Below are 19,832 nucleotides of genomic sequence, written 5' to 3' on the forward strand. Positions count from 1 at the left end.
TGCGGGGACCGGCGTGGCCATACTTCGCCCCGGGCGTAGAGCGGCAATCGCCCTGCCTCCTTCCACGTAGACTTTAGGCATGCTTGCTTCAGCCACCCAGCCCTTTGTAAAAGCCGAGCTCAAAGCCGCGCTATGGGACATGGATGGCACCCTGGTGGACACCGAGCCGTATTGGATTGCCGCAGAGCGCACCCTCGTGGAGTCCTACGGAGGCGCCTGGAGCCATGAACAAGCCATGCAGCTCGTAGGGCAATCGCTCATGCACTCGGCCGGCATTCTCCAAAAGGCTGGAGTGAACCTGGAGAAGCGGGAGATCGTTGACTCCTTGAGCGCCCAGGTCATCGACCGCCTCCGCGTCGAGGTGCCGTGGCGGCCCGGTGCCAAGGAGCTGCTGGACGAACTGTATCAATCGGGCGTCCGGTGCGCTCTCGTGACGATGTCCGAAGGCCCGATGGCGCGGGAAGTCGTCGCCAACCTCCCCAAGCCCTACTTCGAGTTCCTCATCACGGGGGACACCGTCAGCCGAGGAAAACCCCACCCCGAGGCTTACCTCGCCGCCGTCGAGCGGCTCCAGGACACGGATCCTGCGCTGACCGTGGATCACTGCGTCGCCCTCGAGGATTCCGTGCCGGGCGTTGCGTCCGCGATCGCCTCCGGGGTGGTCACGGTGGGAATTCCGCACCAAATGGCTTTGCCCGAGGATGCCCGCCGGGCAACCTGGGACACCCTGCAGGGACGGAAGGTCTCCGACCTTGAGGCGCTTGTCGCCGCCCGCGCTTCCGCCACCATGCCCGCTGCGGCTTTCCTTGGACAGGCAAACTAAGTGAGCACTCCCCGGAACGGTGGCCACAGCACACGCAGCAGCAGGAAGGACGGGATTCCGCTCGGCCGCATCGCGGGAATCCCCGTGTACCTTGCGTACTCCTGGTTCATCATCGCCGCGTTCACGGTGATCGTCTTCGGCCCGGCGCTGCTCATCCGAGACCACACGTTGGGTATCGCCGCGTACTTCGTTGCCTTTGCTTACGCGCTGCTCCTTGCGTTCTCGGTCCTTGTCCACGAACTCGCCCATGCCTTGAGCGCCAAGGCCTTCAACTGGCCCACCGAGAAGATCGTGTTGAATCTCTGGGGCGGGCACACGCAATTCGAAAGCTTCATCGCGTCCCCGGGCCGTTCGGTGGTTGTCGCCTTGGCGGGGCCCGCCGCGAACTTTGTCCTTGCGGGGGCCACATGGCTGCTGCGAGCGGCAAATGACTTCACTGGGGTAGCGGACACGCTGACGAACATCCTCATGGCCGCCAATGTGCTCATCGGCATCTTCAATGTGCTCCCGGGTCTTCCCCTTGACGGAGGTCGCCTGGTGGAGTCCGCGGTATGGAAAGCCACGGGTAGCCAGGAAAAGGGAACGGTGGCGGCTGGCTGGGCGGGGCGGGTGATCGTGATCGTCTTGATCGTGTGGTTTATCGTGCTGCCCTTGCTGAGCGGAAATACCCCGGATCTCAGCTACACGCTCATCACCGTCCTTGTCTGCAGCTTCCTTTGGATGGGCGCCTCGGGCGCGATCAAGCAAGCGACGCTCCGTGGACGCCTCCCCTCGGTGAGTGCCGCCGCCTTGGCTGAACCCGCCGTCGGAATTCCGAACTCGGCCACGGTCGCCGAAGTCCTGCGCGTGGCACCGTACGGCACGCCCGCCGTCGTGATCTGCGGACCGGATGGCCGGCCACAGGGCCTCGTCGATCCGCATGCCGCCGCAGCCGTGCCGCCCTCCGAGGTATCCACGACCTTCGTGACCGCGGTTTCCACCCCGCTCGCCGACGGTGCCTACGTGCCCTGGACGTCCAGCGGCCAGGAACTGATCCAGTATTTGGCGCAGCTCAGCGGCGCTGAATACGCGGTCGTGGACGAACGCGGCACGGTCATGGGCCTGCTGCGTCAGCAGGCGGTAGTGACGGCCATTACAGGTAAAGTAGCCCGACGGAGCGGACGCCCGTAGGACCTTCCCGGTAGAGTTACCTGCCGGTCGTGAAATAACCCGGCCGGCAGTGTGCATCACTAAGCAGTAACTGCGGCAACAAATGACGGCCCAGCCGTACAGGAGCGAGGAAACACCCATGAGCAGCGAAACCGCCGCCAACTACACGGCCAGTGGCGCCGCCGACACCGCCATTCAGCCGACTGGTGCGGCCCGGCGCCGAGGGCCCTTCCGTGTGGGCGAACGGGTTCAACTCACGGACGAACGCGGCCGGATGAACACCATCACCCTGGAGGAAGGCGGCGCTTTCCATACGCACCGCGGCTTCCTGAACCACGACGAAATCATCGGCCAGGTTGACGGTTCAGTGGTGGCCAACAACATCGGCCAGCAGTACCAGACCCTCCGTCCCTTGCTCTCGGACTTCGTGTTGTCCATGCCCCGCGGTGCCGCAGTGGTGTACCCCAAGGATGCCGGCCAGATCGTCACCATGGCCGATATCTTCCCGGGGGCCCGCGTTGTGGAGGCCGGCGTTGGTTCCGGCGCCCTTTCGATCTCCCTGCTTCGAGCAGTCGGCGACAACGGGTACCTCCACTCCTTCGAGCGTCGCGAAGAATTCGCCGACATTGCCCGCGGCAACGTGGAAACCATTTTCGGCGGTCCGCACCCGGCCTGGAAGATCTCTCTTGGCGACTTCCAGGAGGAAGTCGTCCGCTCCGAAGGGCCCGGATCCGTGGACCGCGTGGTGCTGGACATGCTCGCTCCGTGGGAATGCCTCGACGCCGTAGCCACCGTTTTGGCCCCGGGCGGCGTGTGGATCAACTACGTGGCCACCGTGACCCAGCTCTCCCGTACCGCTGAAGCGATCCGCGCCGACGGCCGTTTCACGGAACCGGACGCCTGGGAGTCCATGGTGCGCGGCTGGCACCTTGAGGGCCTCGCTGTCCGTCCCGACCACCGCATGGTGGCCCACACGGGCTTCCTTTTGGTGACGCGTCGCCTCGCCGACGGCGTGACCGGGATCTCCGTCAAACGGCGACCGTCCAAGACCGAGTTCAGCGAAGAGGACCTGAATGCCTGGACTCCGGGGGCGGTAGGAGAGCGTGCGGTTTCCGACAAGAAACTGCGTCGGGCCGCGCGGGATGCGATTGCCGGCACCAACGTCAAGGACGACCCCACACCCGCTCCCTAGGGAAAGATCACAAACTGGTCCGCATTCCGGATGTCACAGGTTACCCAACGCTTTTGAGGGCTAAGGTCTATTTATAGAAAGCGGGAAGGAGCTGATGCTTCGTGGATACGTCGAACAATGACTTCGGGCGAACAACGCCGGAGGAGCCATCGAACAAGGCTGTGACTGAAGGAAAAGCGGGACACGGGGGTGGAGCAATCCAACCGGTGGACGACTCCGCGGAACTCACTGTCGCGGAACGCCAGATAAACATCCTTCGAGACAAACTGCGCCATATCGACCGTCAGCTTGCCGCCGCCACCCAGAACAACACCAAGCTCGTGACCATGCTGGAGACGGCTAAGGCCGAAATACTGCGACTCAAAGGCGCCCTCGAGCAGGACGGTCAACCACCGTACAGCTTCGGGACCATCCTGCAGATCAATCCAAGGCGCCAGCCGACTGCAGGCAGCACCGGCCAGGCGGCCACCGAGGAATCGGTCGACATCTTCAATGCCGGCCGCAAGATGCGCGTGGGCGTCAGCCCGCTCGTGAACATCAACCAGCTGGCCGTTGGGCAGGAAGTCCTCCTCAATGAGGCCCTCCTCGTGGTGACAGGCCTGGGCTACGAACGGGCAGGCGAACTCGTCACGCTCAAGGAAATGCTGGGCACGGACCGCGCCCTCGTCGTGGGCAGGGCCGATGAAGAGCGGGTAGTCAGGCTCTCAGGCGCATTGCAGAAGGTGCACCTGCGCGTCGGCGATGCTTTGTCGCTCGATTCCCGCACGGGCTACGCACTGGAGAAGGTACCCCGGGCAGAGGTCGAAAACCTGGTCCTCGAGGAAGTCCCGGATATTACGTACGAGGACATCGGCGGCCTGGGCCCGCAAATCGAACAGATCCGCGACGCGGTGGAACTGCCGTTCCTGCACCCGGACCTGTACCGCGAACACGGTCTCAAAGCCCCCAAGGGCATCCTGCTTTACGGCCCTCCGGGTTGCGGCAAGACGCTGATCGCGAAGGCCGTTGCCAACTCGCTCGCCGCCCGCGCCTCCGAACGGGCTGGCAACGTAGATCTGAAGAGCTATTTCCTGAACATCAAGGGGCCTGAACTCCTTGACAAATACGTCGGTGAAACAGAGCGGCACATCCGCCTGATCTTTGCGCGTGCCCGGGAGAAGGCCTCCGATGGCAGCCCCGTGGTGGTGTTCTTCGACGAAATGGACTCGCTGTTCCGCACCCGCGGCACCGGGGTGTCCTCCGACGTCGAAACAACCATCGTCCCGCAGCTCCTGAGCGAGATCGACGGCGTCGAACGCCTGGACAACGTCATCGTGATCGGTGCCTCGAACCGTGAAGACATGATCGATCCGGCTATTCTTCGTCCAGGGCGGCTTGACGTGAAGGTCAAGATCCAGCGGCCCGACGCCGAGGCGGCCGCCGACATTTTCGCCAAGTACATCACCACCGACCTTCCATTCCACGCGACGGATCTGGCAGAGCACGGCGGCGACGTCCAGGCCACGGTCGACGCCATTATCCAGCGCACCGTTGAAGCCATGTATTCGACGGAGAAGTCCAACGAGTATCTCGAAGTCACCTACGCCAACGGCGATACCGAGATGCTCTATTTCAAGGACTTCAACTCCGGCGCGGTTGTCCAGAACGTCGTGGACCGGGCCAAGAAGTACGCCATCAAGGACCTCCTGCTAACCCAGCAGAAAGGCCTGCGGATCGACCACTTCCTGCGCGCCGTCGTCGACGAATTCCGCGAACACGAGGACATGCCCAACACCACCAACCCGGACGACTGGGCACGCATCTCGGGCAAGAAGGGCGAACGCATCACCTACATCCGCACCATCGTCCAGGGCAAGGCCGGCCAGGAGCCCGGGAAGTCGATCGAAACGACTCCCAACACCGGCCAGTACCTGTGACGGCCCGGCCGGAAGGCCTGCCTTCGGACAAGCTTCCCGTGGGCGGGGCCATGCGGGTCATGGGTTCGGAAACTGAATACGGTATCCATGCGCCCTCCGCTCCGGGGGCGAACGCCACGATGATGTCCGCGCGGATCATCCAGGCCTACGCCAACCTCACGCGACAGCGGGCGGCCGGCGGGGCCGAGACCCGCTGGGACTATACGGACGAAGAGCCCCTGCATGACGCACGCGGTTGGACGGTGGAGCGCAGTGCCGCCGACCCCAGCCAGCTGACGGACAGGCCCCCCGTGCTCGACGCCGAGGCAGTCGCCTTGGCGTACGGGCGCCAGGAGCTCGAAGCCGACGGCGGCGACGAGTCAGGCTCGTTGCTGATGAACATGGTCCTCGGCAACGGGGCGCGCCTGTACGTGGACCATGCCCATCCGGAATATTCGAGTCCGGAGGTCACGAATCCCCGGGACATCGTCGCGTGGGACGCGGCCGGCGACCTCGTCGCCCTGGCCACGGTTCGGAAAGTCGCCGCGGATCCGGATCTGCCGGCCATCAACCTGTACAAGAACAACACCGACAACAAATCTGTGTCCTACGGTTCCCACGAAAACTACCTCATGCCACGGTCGGTACCTTTCGGGGACATCGTCCGCGGCCTGACGCCTTTCTTCGTCACGCGCCAGGTCATCTGTGGTGCCGGACGGCTCGGCAAGGGCCAGGACGGTTCAACCGCCGGATTCCAGATCAGTCAGCGAGCGGATTTCTTTGAGGCCGAGGTGGGACTGGAAACCACCATCAGGCGCCCGATCATCAATACCCGGGATGAACCGCACGCGACGGCGGACAAATACCGGCGCCTGCATGTCATCATCGGCGACGCCAACCTGAGCCAGGTGTCGAACTACTTGAAGTTCGGCACCACGGCTTTGGTCATGAGCCTCATCGAAGCCGGCCAGGCTCCGAAGATCGAGGTGCATGAGCCGGTGGCCGGCCTCCAGGCAATCAGCCACGACACCTCCCTGACTGCCACGGTCAGGCTTCTTGACGGACGGCGCGTCACAGCGCTCGATATCCAGTGGATGTACTACGAGGCAGCGGCCAAACTTGGACAGGAAACCGGGGTTTCTGATTCCTTCAGCGGAGACGGCCACACCCGGGATGTCCTGGAACGGTGGGAGTCGACGCTGGGGCTCTTGGGGACCAACCCCGCCGGTGCCGCGTCATCGGTCGAATGGCTCGCCAAAATGTCCTTGCTGGATGGTTATCGGAACCGTGACGGCCTGGAATGGAACGATGCCCGCCTGGGCCTCGTCGATTTGCAATGGTCCGACGTGAGGCCGGAAAAGGGCCTCTATTACCGGATGCTTTCCCGCGACCGCATGCAGACAATCGTGGACGAAGCCGCCATCAGCCGCGCTGTAGTCGAACCGCCGCCGGACACGCGCGCGTTTTTCCGCGGGAAGTGTGTTTCCAGCTTCGGCAAGGACGTGGTCGGTGCCAGTTGGGATTCGGTCATCTTCGACGTTCCCGGCATTGGAAAACTGCAGCGCGTGCCCACCCGGGAACCCCTCCGCGGCACGGAAGCACTCACCGGACAACTGTTTCGGAAACACGACACGGCGGGCGCATTCCTCCGCGAATTGCTCGGCCTGGACCCGGCCCCGCCTGCCTGAACAAGCAGCCGGCTAAAGGGCGTCAAACGGGCCCTTAAAACCGCAGCGTGGCGGCCCGCCCCGTGGCAGTATGGCATTACAGGAAGTCCCCGTTGCCGGGGATGGACAGAATGGAGAAGGAAATGGCAGCTCAGGAGCAGCAGCAACCGCAGTCGCGGGACGTCGAGGTAGAGACCGACGCCCCCGAGGCGCCGCCCGCAGCGCCAGAGGCCCAGGCCTCGGTAGCGACGCAGGGCGTGGACGATCTCCTCGACGAAATCGACGGCGTGCTTGAATCGAACGCCGAAGAGTTCGTCAGGGCATTTGTGCAAAAGGGCGGCCAATAGCCAGCCGCCAGCTAAGCCAAGGGCCCGGCCGGCGCGAGGCCGCCGGGCATCGGATGTCAGAGTCGAAGGAGCGCAGCAATGCAGGATCCATCAACCGGCCACCTGGCCACCCAAGCAACGTCTTCGTTCATAGAGCATCTGCAACGCTCCAGGCCTGAACTCCTCCCCTTTAATCAAGCGCTGCCCGCGGGACAGATTCCCCCCGTGCCCCATGCCACAACGATCGTCGCCCTCAGTTACCCCGGTGGCGTCCTGATGGCGGGGGACCGGCGTGCCACGATGGGCAATGTGATCGCCAGCAGGCACATCGAGAAGGTCTTCCCGGCCGACGAATACTCCGTCCTGGGAATTGCCGGGACCGCGGGGCTGGCCATCGACATCACGCGGTTGTTCCAAGTGGAACTGGAACACTACGAAAAGATCGAGGGCACTCTGCTGAGCCTGGACGGCAAAGCCAACAGGCTTGGCGCCATGATCCGGGGAAACCTGCCGATGGCCATGCAAGGCCTCGCGGTGATCCCGCTCTTCGCGGGCTTCGACCAGGCAGCCGGCGTGGGACGGCTTTTCTCCTACGATGTCACCGGGGGACGGTACGAGGAATTGGAGCACCATTCGGTCGGCTCGGGTTCGGTCTTCGCACGCGGCGCCCTGAAGAAGCTGTGGCGGCCGAACCTCACCGAAGACGAGGCTGTCGCCGTCGCGGTTGAAGCCCTCTACGACGCCGCCGACGACGACTCCGCCACGGGCGGTCCGGACCCGGTCCGGCAGCTCTGGCCGGTGGTCTACACGGTCAACCGTGCCGGTGCCCGCAGGGTGTCGGAACGGGAGCTGGCAGCGATCGCCGGCGCGATCGTTGAATCGCGCGCAGTCGCCGGACGGGAGGCCTGAGATGACCCAGCAGTTTTATGTTTCGCCCGAACAACTGATGAAGGACCGTGCGGACTTCGCGCGGAAGGGTATCGCCCGCGGCCGGTCCGTCGTCGTGATCAGTTGCGCTGACGGCATCGCGCTGGTGGCTGAAAACCCTTCGCCGTCGCTCCACAAGATCGGTGAGATCTACGACAAGATCGCGTTCGCAGCCGTGGGGAAGTACAACGAGTTTGAGAGTCTTCGGCAAGCCGGTGTCCGCTACGCCGACGTCCGCGGCTATTCATACGATCGCGAGGACGTCACCGCACGCGGTCTGGCCAGCGTCTACGCGCAGAGCCTTGGCGCCGTCTTCACTGCGGAACAAAAACCTTTCGAAGTCGAGCTGGCGGTGGCAGAGGTCGGGCACACGCAGGCCGAGGACCACCTCTATCGGCTGACTTTCGACGGCTCGATTGCCGACGAGAACGGTTTTGTGGTGATGGGCGGCTTGGCCGAGCAAGTTGCCGAGACGGTGGGCCGCGGTTGGAAGGCTGACCTCAGCCTGGCCGGGGCGCTTCGATTGGCCGTCAAGGCGCTGGCCACGGACAAGGAAGTGGACGCGCTTCCCGGGACGGCAGTCGAAGCCGCGGTGTTGGACCGGAGTCCGGAAAGCGGGCGCGGATCCCGGAGGGCATTCCGGCGGCTCAGGGCTGACGAAATCACGCAACTGCTGGCAGGGGAGGCCTGAGATGGACAAGAGGATATTCGGGATCGAAACGGAGTTCGGTATTTCGTACTCGAGCCCCGACTCACGGCCGTTGGCTCCCGAGGAAGTGGCCAGGTACCTCTTTCGCAAAGTAGTGAGCTGGGGACGCTCCTCAAACGTCTTCCTCACGAATGGCTCGCGCCTGTACTTGGATGTCGGCTCGCACCCGGAGTACGCCACCGCGGAATGCGACGACCTCGCGCAGCTGATCGCCCACGACAGGGCGGGGGAGCTCATCCTCGATGACCTCGTTGATGAAGCACAGGCCCGGCTTGCGGCGGAGGGATTCAACGGAACGGTCTACCTGTTCAAGAACAACACCGATTCCGCCGGCAATTCCTACGGCAGCCACGAAAACTACCTGATTCCGCGGCGGGGCGAGTTCTCGCGGCTCGCGGAGATCCTCATTCCCTTCCTCGTCACGCGTCAGCTGATCGCAGGTGCGGGCAAGGTCCTGAAGACGCCCCACGGGGCCACGTTCGCGTTCTCCCAGCGTGCCGACCACATTTGGGAAGGCGTGTCTTCGGCGACGACGAGATCCCGCCCCATCATCAACACCCGTGACGAGCCGCACGCCGATGCCGAGTTCTTCCGTCGTCTGCACGTGATCGTCGGCGATTCCAACATGTCCGAGACCACCGCGCTCTTGAAGGTGGGAACGGTGGATCTGCTCCTGCGCATGATTGAGGCCGGAGTGATCATGCGGGACATGCGGATGGAGAACCCCATCCGAAGCATCCGGGAAATCTCCCATGATCTCAGCGGTAAGGCTTTGGTTCGCCTGGCCAACGGCAGGCAACTGACGGCCCTGGACATCCAGCGGGAGTACCTTGCAAAGGTCACCGCTTTTGTCGCATCGAATGGAGCCCACAATCCGCACGTGCCGCTCATCCTGGATCTTTGGGAGCGGACGCTGGACGCGATCGATAGCGGCGATACCAGCGGAATAGACACGGAAGTGGACTGGGCCATCAAGAAGAAGCTGATGGATGGGTACATGCGCCGCCATGGAATCGGCCTGGACTCCCCGCGGATCGCGCAATTGGACCTGACGTATCACGACATCTCACGCAAGCGCGGGCTCTTCTTCCTGCTCCAGTCCCGCGGCGCGGCGCGGCGTCTGGTTGCCGACACGGACATCAAGGATGCAGTGGATGCGCCGCCGCAGACCACCCGGGCAAAACTCCGCGGCGACTTCGTCCGGCGCGCCCAGGAACTCGGCCGTGACTACACCGTGGATTGGGTCCATCTGAAGTTGAACGACCGCGCGCACCAGACGATTTTGTGCAAGGATCCCTTCCGCAGCGTCGACGAAAGAGTAGATGCCCTCCTGGACTCGATGAGCTGACTCCCAGCTTCACCCGCTACTCTGGAGGTTGGCCTTTTAACAGGCCTCTACGCGCATGGCCGAGCCTGGCCCGTCCATGCCCTCCTTTTGCCCCGACGAAAGTTCAATTTGTGCGACGTCTACTAGCAATTCTTATCCCCGGCCTCTTGCTGATGACCGCATGCGGCGGAAGCCCGGCACCAACAGCAACCCCGGAGCCCACCAGTCAGTCCGCCGGCGAAGTCGCCAAGCTGGATTCCCTTAAGGTCTCCGACAATGGAGACAAGAAGGCACCCGGCCTGGAATTCAACAAGCCGCTGGACGTAACGCAGCCGACCATCAAAATGGTCAGCGACGGCACCGGCGACAAGGTGAAGGCCGGACAGGTGGCGCAGATCACCTACATTGCCGTCGACGGCAAGGACGGCAAGACCCTCGAAGACACTTTCCCGACAGGGTCCCAGCCCGTCGAACTGAACGACCAGCTCAAGACCGGCAGCGCTGTGCTCTACAACGCTCTGGTCGGTGCGAAGGTCGGCGCCGACATCGCTTTCGCCGTCCCGGGAACTCCTGCTTCGGCTGAAGCAGCGGCAACGTCATCCCAGCTGGTGGTCTTCAAGGTCACCGGCGTCAAGGACGCTGTCAAGCCCCTGGACAAGCCCGAGGGCGATACCGTTAACCCGCCCGCCGGCCTCCCCACGGTCAAGGTCGACGACAAGGGAATTCCGCAGATTTCCGTTGACGGCGCGAAGGCGCCGTCGGCCCTCGTCGCCCAGGACCTCATCAAGGGCAAGGGCGCGGTCGTCAAGGAAACGGACACCCTGACGGTCAACTACGTCGGCGTCACCTTGGCTGATGGCAAGAAGTTCGACTCCAGCTACGACAAGGGCCAAACCGCCAGCTTCGCGCTCAACGGCGTCATCAAGGGCTGGACGCAAGGCCTTGCCGGCAAGACGGTCGGCTCCCGCGTCCTCTTGGTCATTCCCAAGAGCCTCGCGTATGGCGACGGCGCCGCGGCCCAGGGCCAGCCCACAGGCGACCTCGTCTTCGTCGTGGACATCCTGGGCGCCCAGTAAGCATCCGCAAACCTCCATAACACCGTCCCTATCAAATTGAGGAGTACCCATGTCATTTGGTCAGCGCGATTACGACCGCACTAAGCCGGAGATCGACTTCCCGGAGGGCGACGTCCCGACGGAACTCGTTATCAAGGACATCATCGTTGGTGACGGAGCCGAGGCTCAGGCCGGCGACACCGTCTCCACCCACTACGTTGGCGTTGCTTGGTCCACCGGCGAGGAATTCGACGCGTCCTGGGGCCGCGGCGCACCGCTGGACTTCCGCGTGGGAGTCGGCCAGGTCATCCAGGGCTGGGACCAAGGCCTGCTTGGCATGAAGGTCGGCGGCCGCCGTCGCCTTGAAATCCCGTCCGAGCTTGCCTACGGCTCCCGTGGAGCGGGCGGGGCGATCAAGCCCAACGAAGCCCTCATCTTCGTGGTGGACCTCGTAGCAGTCCGCTAGGTTTCGCAGCATGGGAAGGCGCGTCTGCAGCCGGAGAAATCCGGTTGCAGACGCGCCTTCCGCCTTTGCCGGAGGAATTTAGTAACGTAGCAGGCGTGTCCGCATCACGTACCGAACGACTCCTGAACCTGCTGATCGCCCTTCTGAACACGAAATACGGGCTGTCACGGGCCGTTCTCAGGCAGCAGGTCTATCACGATTCCGGCGAGAGCGACGTCGCGTTCGGACGCATGTTTGAGCGGGACAAGGCGGAGCTGAAGCGGTTTGGCTTCGACATCGAAACGCTCCTTGACCACGGTTTCGGCTCGGACGATCCCGCTTCGACCCGATACCGGATCGGCAAGGAGTCCAATCGATTGCCGTATGTGCACCTGACGCCGGCCGAGGGTACGGTTTTGCTTCTGGCCGCGCAGCTGTGGGAACGCGCGGCGCTTGGCTCTGCCGCTGCAAGCGCGCTACGTAAGCTGCAGGCTTCCGGCGACCTTGCCGACGTCGAACTCCCCGCCGGCGTCCAACCGCGCATCAAGCCCGCCGGCCAGGCTTTTGACGACATCATCGTGGCCATGAACGGCCGGCACCCTGTGAGTTTTGGCTACCGTGCCGCGAGTACCGGCAAAGACGAACGCCGGATGGTAGAGCCCTGGGGCCTCGGGAGCCGGTTCGGCCAGTGGTACCTGGTGGGCTACGACAGGGGCCGGAAAGCGAAACGGTTTTTCAGGCTGTCCCGGATGACGAGCGATGTTCACGTTGAGACGGCGTATCACTGCGAAATCCCCCCAGGGTTTGATACCCGTGCCGAACTGGACGGCCTCAATGAACTTCCCTTGCAGGAGGCCCAGCTCGACGTCGCCGAAGGCCGTCTGCTGGGTCTTCGCAAGCGCGCGGTGGGTGTCGGCGGAGCCGGAGGCGTCAGTGGCTCCCGGATGGGAAGGGACCGCCTCTCCGTGCCGTACCGGGATAGCGAACTGCTCGCCGAAGAACTGGCCTCCTACGGTCCCCACGTGCTCGTGGAGGGACCTCCCGAGCTGCGCGACGCCGTGATCCGTCGCCTTGAGGCTGCCGCCGCGTTCGCTTCGAGCCCCGCCGTCGAGGTCCGCTTCGAAGACGCCGGACCGGCACCGCGGGCGCGTAAGCGGACCTCGGAAGACCAGCTCAACCGCATGCTCCAGCTGGTCCCCTTCCTTGTCCATAACCAGGGCCTGCCCATCCAGGAAGTGGCGGACCGTTTCGGTGTCACCCGCGAGGAACTAGTCGAGGACCTGAAGATCCTGATTTGCTCCGGCCGCCCCGAAGGCTATCCGGATGACTTGTTCGATATCGATTGGGAAAACGAGCACGTCTACATCCGCGAGCACCTCGACCTCAACCGGCCCATCGGCTTCAGTGTTGACGAGGCTTCCGCCCTGCTGACGGGCTTGGCGACCCTGGGCGGGCTTCCCGCCCAGGCCGGAATGTCGGAGGACGAGCAAAGCGGAGCCCTGCAGTCAGTAACACTGAAGCTCACCGGCGCGGCAGGGGAGGCCGGCCGTTTGGCGGCGGCAGTCGCCGGCCCGCCCGTCGCCCCGGCCGACGCCGGGGCGTTCGACACCATCACCCGCGCGATCCAGGCGGGCCGCCAATTGCGGCTTCGCTACCTGTCGCAGCAGCACGACTCCGTGTCCGAACGGGACGTCGACCCTTTCCGGCTTTATTCCTTGGACAACACCTGGTACTTCGAGGCGTACTGCCACAGCAAAGCCGGGCTGCGGAACTTCCGCCTGGACCGCATCGAGGAGATCGAGCCCAACGGCCGTTCCGTTTCCAAGAGCGCAAGCACCGAGGAGGGCGTCCCGGTGAAGCTGTACACACCGAACGACGACGACGTGGTGGTCGTGCTCCAGCTGACCCGGCAAGGCGCGGGGCTGGCGGATGACTATTATGCGGAACGGACGGCCGTGCTTCCCGACGGCGGCTTGCTTGCCGAGGTCCGGTTCGGAAATGCGGACTGGTTGCCGATGTTTGTCGCACAGCACGGCGGTGCGGCCCGCATACTGGCGCCAGAGGGGCTTGCCGACGCCTCGGTCGCCTGGCTGGCTGCCGCACTTGCGCAGTACAAGCAATGAAGGCTGGTTAGACTACTCAGATGCCTTGGTGGTCCTGGATCCTTTTATGGCTCGCGCTGATCGCGGTGTCGCTGCTTTGCTACGTCCTGTTGGGCGTCCGGCTTTTCCGGAAGTTCATGGCCACGGTGCGTGAATTGAGTGCCGCAGGCGAGCGGCTAGGGCACCGCACGCACCTTCCCGAACGCCCCGACGACGACGGCGAGTCTCCAGTGAAAGTGTTCGGTGCGGCCGTTTTTGCCTCACCGGAACAGATGCGTCATGATTACGTGACGGCCAAGGCCTCCCGCCAGGAAGTGCGTCGCCAGAAGCGCGTTAAGCGCAAAGCGGAACGGGGCCAACCCCAGTCTCTGCACGACATCGATTTCAGTTAGACGTAGGATGTATTCCAACGAAAGGACTTCCCGTGGGACGACTATTTGATGGCCCTTGGCCAATTGTCATTATCATCATCGTGGCCCTGCTGCTCTTCGCGGCACCCAAGCTGCCTGCCATGGCCCGCAGCCTCGGCCAATCGATGCGCATCATCAGATCCGAAGTCAAGGAAATGAAGAACGACGGCAAGCCGGCGGCCAAGGACGACACGGACCCCGTTGAAGGCAAAGTGGTCAACCACCCCGAAGCGAACAAGAGCGGCAACGACACCGACGTTCCGCCTGCAAGCCGTAGCTAAGCAGTAGTGGCAACGAAGACGGGCCGCAAAGCCAACCCCGAAGGGCGGATGGCGCTCCTAGACCACCTGAGGGAGCTTAAGAACCGGCTGATCAAGTCTGCCATCGGCATTCTCCTAGGCGCCGTGGCAGGGTGGTTCCTCTATGAGCCGGTAGTCAACAGCCTGTCGGATCCATTGGTCAAGATCGCGCAAGAGACCAAACGCACCGCGGTCCTGAACTTCGCTAGCGTGGCCGATCCCTTCGACTTCAAGCTCCGCATTGCTATCCAGATCGGCCTGGTACTCTCAAGCCCCATCTGGATCTACCAGGTCTGGGCCTTCATTACTCCCGGCCTGACCAAGAAGGAACGCCGGTACACGCTCGGGTACATGGCCGCCGCTGTGCCATTGTTCCTGGTTGGCGTGTACGTCGCCTGGCTGGTGATTCCGAACGTCGTGCGGGCACTGCTGCAGTTCACTCCACAAAACGGTGCCAACAACATCGACGCTTCCCAGTACTTGACGTTCGCTACGCACATGCTTCTTTTCCTGGGTATCGCCTTCCTGGTACCGGTGGTGCTGGTGGGCGTCAACATGGCGGGCGTCTTGAGCGGCAGGACAATCCTCAAGGCCTGGCGCATCACGGTCTTTCTCGTGTTTGTCCTGGCAGCGGTTGCCGCGCCCGGTGCGGACGCGCTGTCAATGTTCATGCTTGCCGGCCCGCTCCTGGTGCTGTTCTTCGCCGCGATTGGTCTCTGCATGCTGAACGACAAACGTCGCGCCCGCCAGCAGTCGAAGATTGCCGCCGAGACGGAAGCCACGGCCGACCTCGCCACACCCGCCTCCGATCTGGAGAACCTGTAGTCCCACGGCCACTAGGCTTGAAGCATGTCCTCCAATTCAGGGGCCCTTTCGCCCTCAGAAGCCTTTCAAGCAGCAGCGCAACGGAGTGCCGAGTCGAAAACTTATCTTGGCACCTTTGCCCAGTCGCTGGAGTTCGAGCTTGACCCTTTCCAGCGTGACGCGTGCCGTTCGCTCCAGGAAGGCAAGGGAGTACTCGTGGCGGCGCCCACGGGGGCCGGGAAGACAATCGTCGGCGAGTTCGCCATCTACTTGGCCCTCGAACGCGGGCTCAAGGCGTTCTACACGACGCCGATCAAAGCGCTGAGCAACCAGAAGTTCTCCGAGCTATCGGCGAAGTATGGTGCCTCAAGCGTGGGACTGCTGACCGGCGACACCACCATCAACGGCGAGGCTCCGATCGTGGTGATGACCACTGAAGTCCTGAGGAACATGCTGTATGCCGATTCGGACACCTTGGGGGACCTTGGCTACGTCGTGATGGATGAGGTGCACTACCTGGCAGACCGCTTCCGCGGCGCAGTCTGGGAAGAAGTGATCATCCACCTGCCCAGCGAAGTGCAAGTGGTTTCCTTGAGCGCCACGGTGTCCAACGCGGAAGAGTTCGGCGCGTGGCTGGACACGGTGCGTGGACACACCGACGTGATTGTCTCCGAACACCGTCCCGTCCCCTTGTGGCAGCACGTCATGGTGGGGCGTGAGATCGTTGATCTCTTCGCGGGGGATACCACCTTTGACGAGATCGCTCCGGAGGCAGCAGACGGCGAAGGATCCGTGCCGGAGCCAGTGCGGGAGCCCGACAGGAACCCCCCGCAAAGGGAATTCGAGGTCAACCCGGAGTTGCTTTCCATGGCACGGGCGGAAAGCCAGATGAACTTCCGCGGCCGCTTTGGCCATGGCGGACGCAGCCGCCGGCGGCAGGACCGCCAGCGTGACAACACAGCCAGTGAGCAGCGCAGCCCGGTGCGCAAGGCCAGCCGGCCCCAGATCATTGCGAGCCTGGACCGTCAAGGACTGCTTCCGGCCATTACCTTCATCTTCTCCCGCGCCGGTTGCGACGGAGCTGTTGCGCAGTGTGCCGCGGCCGGGCTGTGGCTCACGACCGAGCGCGAACAGCAGATCATTGCGTCCCGGGTGGACGAGGCGAGCCGGGAGATTCCCGCCGACGACCTCGATGTCCTGGGCTTTTGGAGTTGGCGCGACGGGCTGCTCCGCGGGCTCGCGTCGCACCACGCCGGTTTGCTGCCGACCTTCAAGGAAGTCGTCGAGAAACTCTTCGCCGATGGCCTGGTCAAAGCCGTTTTCGCCACGGAGACCCTCGCCCTGGGCGTCAACATGCCCGCACGCTGTGTCGTCCTGGAGAAGCTCGACAAGTTCAACGGCGAAGCCCACGTCAACATCACCGCGGGGGAGTACACCCAGTTGACCGGCCGGGCGGGACGGCGCGGAATCGACGTCGAAGGCCACGCAGTGGTGCTTTGGCAACCGGGTACGGATCCTGCTGCCGTCGCCGGCCTCGCTTCGCGGCGCACCTATCCGCTCAACTCAAGCTTCCGCCCTACCTACAACATGAGCATCAACCTGATTGCCCAGTTCGGGCGGCCCCGGGCACGGCAGATCCTCGAATCGTCGTTCGCCCAGTTCCAGGCGGACCGTTCAGTCGTTGGGCTGGCCCGGCAGGTGCGAAGCCGTGAAGAGTCCCTGGCCGGCTATGCCGAATCCATGAAGTGCCACCTCGGCGATTTCACCGAGTACGCCAAGCTCAGGCGGGATCTCAGCGAGGCAGAACAATTCGCCTCGAGGAGCACCTCGCGGGCCCGCAAGTCGCTGACCGTTGACTCCCTGAGCCGGCTCATGCCCGGCGACATCGTCAAGGTTCCGGGCGGACGCACGCCGGGTTACGCCGTCGTGCTCAATGCCGATCCGAACTCGCGCGAACCTCGGCCCGCGGTCCTGACGGAAGACAACCAGCTTCACAGGATCGGTGCCCACGAAGTCGAAGGGCCGGTTGATCCCGTGTCCTGGATCCGGATTCCCAAGGCGTTCAACGCCAAGCTGCCCAAATCCCGCCGTGATCTGGCATCCGCCATGCGGAATGCCGTGCGGGAGGGGCGTCCGCCGGCCCGCGGCACGAACCGGAGCGAGGACTTCGGGCGCGCCCGCTACATGCCGGACCAGGAAAAGAAGATCGCAGACCTTCGCCGGGCACTCCGAGCCCATCCGTGCCACGGTTGCAGCGAGCGTGAGGACCATGCCCGTTGGGCCGAACGCTGGTGGAAACTGCGGCATGAAACCGATGGGCTCATCCGGCAGATCCAGGGCCGTACCAATACGATCGCGAAGACATTTGACCGGGTCTGCGATGTCCTCGCCGTTTACGGTTACCTCCAGACGTCCGACGCCGGCCATGTCACCATCAGCGCGGACGGCCAGCGCCTGCGCCGCATCTACGGCGAAAAAGACCTACTGATCTCCCAATCCATCCGCCAAGGGGCCATCAAGGACCTCGATGGCGCCGAACTGGCTGCGCTGGCCAGCACGATGGTCTACCAAGCCAAGCGCGACGATCGCGGCCTGCGACCCAAAATGCCGTCCGTATCCCTCGAAACGTCCGTGGACATCGTGGTCCGGGAGTGGTCTGCGTTGGAGGACGTCGAGGACAAGAACAGGCTCCCGCTCACCGCCGAACCGGAGCTGGGACTTGTCTGGCCCATCTTCAAGTGGGCGAAGGGCCGCCATCTCCAGGAGGTCCTCAGCGGCACCGACCTCGCTGCAGGCGACTTTGTGCGCTGGGCGAAGCAGGTCATCGACCTGCTGGACCAGATGGCGAAGATTCCAGGGCTCGAACGGCGCCAAACCAAGATGTGCCGCGAAGCGATCGATCTGGTCCGGCGCGGCGTCGTCGCCTACTCCAACGTCTCCTGACACACCACAGATTCCCAGCAAGGAGCATATCCATGACTCATCCAGGCGTGCCCGCCGAAACCCGACCCCGCAAGGTCACGATGTACCGGAACGGCTCCGTCTACACAGCCGCTGATCCCTTCGCGACGGCAATGCTGGTTGACGGTGACACTGTTGCCTGGGTTGGCTCTGAGCAGGCTGCAACATCGATTGCCGACTCATCGATGGAGGTGATCGATCTCCGGGGAGCCTTGCTGGCGCCCGGTTTCGTAGACTCCCACATGCACCTCACGGAGACCGGAATTGCTTCCGATTCCCTCCACCTGGCCGGGGTCCGCTCGGCGCGGGAGTTGCTCGACGCCGTCGCCCTGGCCGCCAAGGCACTCGGTACCAGCGGCGTCGTGCTTGGCCACGGTTGGGACGAGTCGGTGTGGCACGAAAAGACGCTGCCCACGCCCGAGGAGCTCGACCGCGCGGCGGGCGGGCGCAAGGTGTACCTGGCGCGCGTAGATGCGCACTCGGCTCTTGCCTCATCCGCCTTGGCATCCGCGGCCGGGCTGGACGGCCTCGATGGCTACGACGGTTCGGCGCACGTCCTGAGGGCCGCCCACGCCGCGGCCCGGCTGGTCGCCAGGCAGTTCCCCGACTCCGAGCGCCGCCGATACCAGGAACTGGCCCTGCGCGAGGCTGCGGCCCACGGCTATGTCGCCTTGGCCGAGATGGCGGCCCCGCACATTTGCAGCGTCGACGACCTTCGGATGTCTGCGTCGTGGAACTCTGCGTCGTGGAAGGAGGGCAGCGCGGGCGTGCCCCGGATCCTTCCCTATTGGGGCGAACTCGCCACATCGGCCGAGCACGCCTCTGCCATCCTGGAAGGCTTGGGCGTGCCCGTCCTTGGCCTGGCGGGGGACTTGAACATCGACGGTTCCGTCGGTTCGAGAACGGCTGCCCTCAGCGCAGACTACGCCGACGCTCCAGGCCACCGTGGAAGCCTCTACGTCTCCGTCGACGAAGCCGCCGGCCACATTGCGGCCTGTTCAGCGCTCGGTATCCAGGCAGGCTTCCACGTCATTGGCGACGCAGGACTGAAGACGGCGCTGGACGCTTTTGACGTTGCCGCATCGGAGGTGGGGGAGCAGCGGGTCCGTGCCGCCGCGCACCGTCTTGAGCATGTGGAAATGGCCGATGCCGGCGATCTCGCCCGGCTTGCGAAATATTCGATCACAGTGAGCGCACAGCCCGCCTTCGATGCCACCTGGGGCGGGGCGGGAAAACTGTACGAGCAGCGCCTGGGGGCGCGAAGCGTGGCCATGAACCCCTTCGCTTCGTATTACTCCACGGGCGTGCCGGTGTGCTTCGGAAGCGATAGCCCGGTCACCCCGTTGCGCCCATGGTCCAGCGTCAGGGCATGCTTGGAACACAGCAATCCGGATCAGCGCATTTCGGCGCGGGCAGCGTTCCTCGGACACACCCGGGCCGGTTGGCGGGCCGGCAAAGAGCGCAATCCGCTGATGGGACAGTTGGTTCCCGGGGCACCTGCGAGTTTTGCGGTGTGGGAAGTCGAAGAGCTGATGGTGCAGGTGGCCGACGACCGCGTCCAGTCCTGGTCTACCGATCCACGTGCACGGACGCCCCTCCTCCCCGCGCTGGACAGCGGTAGCGATCCCGCTTGCCTGCAGACCGTACGCGAAGGCCAGGAGATCTTCGCGAGCGAAATTTTGCGGTCATAGTTGCAGATAGCTTTGCCGGTCCTGGGGCCCCTGACCTGCATGTATAGATA

17 protein-coding genes are annotated in these 19,832 nt (G+C 63.9%); all 17 read left to right on the top strand.

Annotated features, from left to right (window positions below; all coding sequences use genetic code 11):
- Positions 1-79 precede the first annotated feature (79 nt).
- The 17 genes from VLA65_RS07485 to VLA65_RS07565 all read left to right on the top strand — a co-directional run bounded on the left by VLA65_RS07485 (position 80) and on the right by VLA65_RS07565 (position 19,782).
- Positions 80-823 (top strand): HAD family hydrolase, encoded by a 744-nt coding sequence (locus VLA65_RS07485; protein WP_332602144.1) that lies wholly within the window; start codon positions 80-82, stop codon positions 821-823.
- A complete protein-coding gene (locus tag VLA65_RS07490; protein WP_332602145.1) occupies positions 824-1,993 on the top strand; it encodes a site-2 protease family protein in 1,170 nt (389 codons plus the stop codon). It begins immediately after the preceding gene.
- A 118-nt stretch (positions 1,994-2,111) separates the two neighbouring features.
- Positions 2,112-3,164, top strand: a complete 1,053-nt coding sequence (locus VLA65_RS07495) for a tRNA (adenine-N1)-methyltransferase (protein WP_332602146.1) — start codon at positions 2,112-2,114, stop codon at positions 3,162-3,164.
- 101 nt (positions 3,165-3,265) lie between these two features.
- Positions 3,266-5,080 (top strand): proteasome ATPase, encoded by a 1,815-nt coding sequence (gene arc, locus VLA65_RS07500; protein WP_084784542.1) that lies wholly within the window; start codon positions 3,266-3,268, stop codon positions 5,078-5,080.
- Between the two features lie 50 nt (positions 5,081-5,130).
- On the top strand, positions 5,131-6,747 hold the full coding sequence (gene dop / locus VLA65_RS07505) for a depupylase/deamidase Dop (protein ID WP_332602337.1): 1,617 nt from the start codon (positions 5,131-5,133) through the stop codon (positions 6,745-6,747).
- Positions 6,748-6,869: 122 nt separating this feature from the next.
- A complete protein-coding gene (locus VLA65_RS07510; protein ID WP_059389233.1) occupies positions 6,870-7,073 on the top strand; it encodes a ubiquitin-like protein Pup in 204 nt (67 codons plus the stop codon).
- A gap of 78 nt (positions 7,074-7,151) precedes the next feature.
- The gene (gene prcB, locus VLA65_RS07515; RefSeq protein ID WP_332602147.1) at positions 7,152-7,961 is read left to right on the top strand and encodes a proteasome subunit beta; all 810 of its coding nucleotides are present in this window, start codon (positions 7,152-7,154) and stop codon (positions 7,959-7,961) included.
- A gap of 1 nt (position 7,962) precedes the next feature.
- Positions 7,963-8,670: a proteasome subunit alpha gene (gene prcA / locus VLA65_RS07520; protein ID WP_284988172.1), complete on the top strand. Its 708-nt coding sequence runs from the start codon at positions 7,963-7,965 to the stop codon at positions 8,668-8,670.
- Between the two features lies 1 nt (position 8,671).
- Positions 8,672-10,036 carry a Pup--protein ligase gene (gene pafA, locus VLA65_RS07525; protein ID WP_284988171.1) on the top strand — a complete coding sequence of 455 codons (1,365 nt, stop codon included), beginning with the start codon at positions 8,672-8,674 and terminating at the stop codon, positions 10,034-10,036.
- Positions 10,037-10,146: 110 nt separating this feature from the next.
- Positions 10,147-11,091, top strand: a complete 945-nt coding sequence (locus VLA65_RS07530) for an FKBP-type peptidyl-prolyl cis-trans isomerase (protein WP_332602148.1) — start codon at positions 10,147-10,149, stop codon at positions 11,089-11,091.
- Positions 11,092-11,140: 49 nt separating this feature from the next.
- A complete protein-coding gene (locus tag VLA65_RS07535; RefSeq protein WP_059389230.1) occupies positions 11,141-11,536 on the top strand; it encodes an FKBP-type peptidyl-prolyl cis-trans isomerase in 396 nt (131 codons plus the stop codon).
- A gap of 95 nt (positions 11,537-11,631) precedes the next feature.
- Positions 11,632-13,638 (top strand): helix-turn-helix transcriptional regulator, encoded by a 2,007-nt coding sequence (locus VLA65_RS07540; RefSeq protein WP_332602149.1) that lies wholly within the window; start codon positions 11,632-11,634, stop codon positions 13,636-13,638.
- 20 nt (positions 13,639-13,658) lie between these two features.
- On the top strand, positions 13,659-14,009 hold the full coding sequence (locus tag VLA65_RS07545) for a hypothetical protein (protein ID WP_059389228.1): 351 nt from the start codon (positions 13,659-13,661) through the stop codon (positions 14,007-14,009).
- A gap of 32 nt (positions 14,010-14,041) precedes the next feature.
- A complete protein-coding gene (tatA, locus tag VLA65_RS07550) occupies positions 14,042-14,308 on the top strand; it encodes a Sec-independent protein translocase subunit TatA (RefSeq protein ID WP_059389227.1) in 267 nt (88 codons plus the stop codon).
- Positions 14,309-14,356: 48 nt separating this feature from the next.
- Positions 14,357-15,151, top strand: coding sequence for a twin-arginine translocase subunit TatC (gene tatC / locus VLA65_RS07555; RefSeq protein ID WP_059389226.1), 795 nt, complete (start codon positions 14,357-14,359; stop codon positions 15,149-15,151).
- A 24-nt stretch (positions 15,152-15,175) separates the two neighbouring features.
- A complete protein-coding gene (locus VLA65_RS07560; protein WP_306959705.1) occupies positions 15,176-18,073 on the top strand; it encodes a DEAD/DEAH box helicase in 2,898 nt (965 codons plus the stop codon).
- 32 nt (positions 18,074-18,105) lie between these two features.
- Positions 18,106-19,782, top strand: coding sequence for an amidohydrolase (locus VLA65_RS07565; protein ID WP_332602150.1), 1,677 nt, complete (start codon positions 18,106-18,108; stop codon positions 19,780-19,782).
- Positions 19,783-19,832 lie beyond the last annotated feature (50 nt).

This window comes from Arthrobacter sp. S2(2024), assembly GCF_036662515.1.
Classification (GTDB): Bacteria; Actinomycetota; Actinomycetes; order Actinomycetales; family Micrococcaceae; genus Arthrobacter.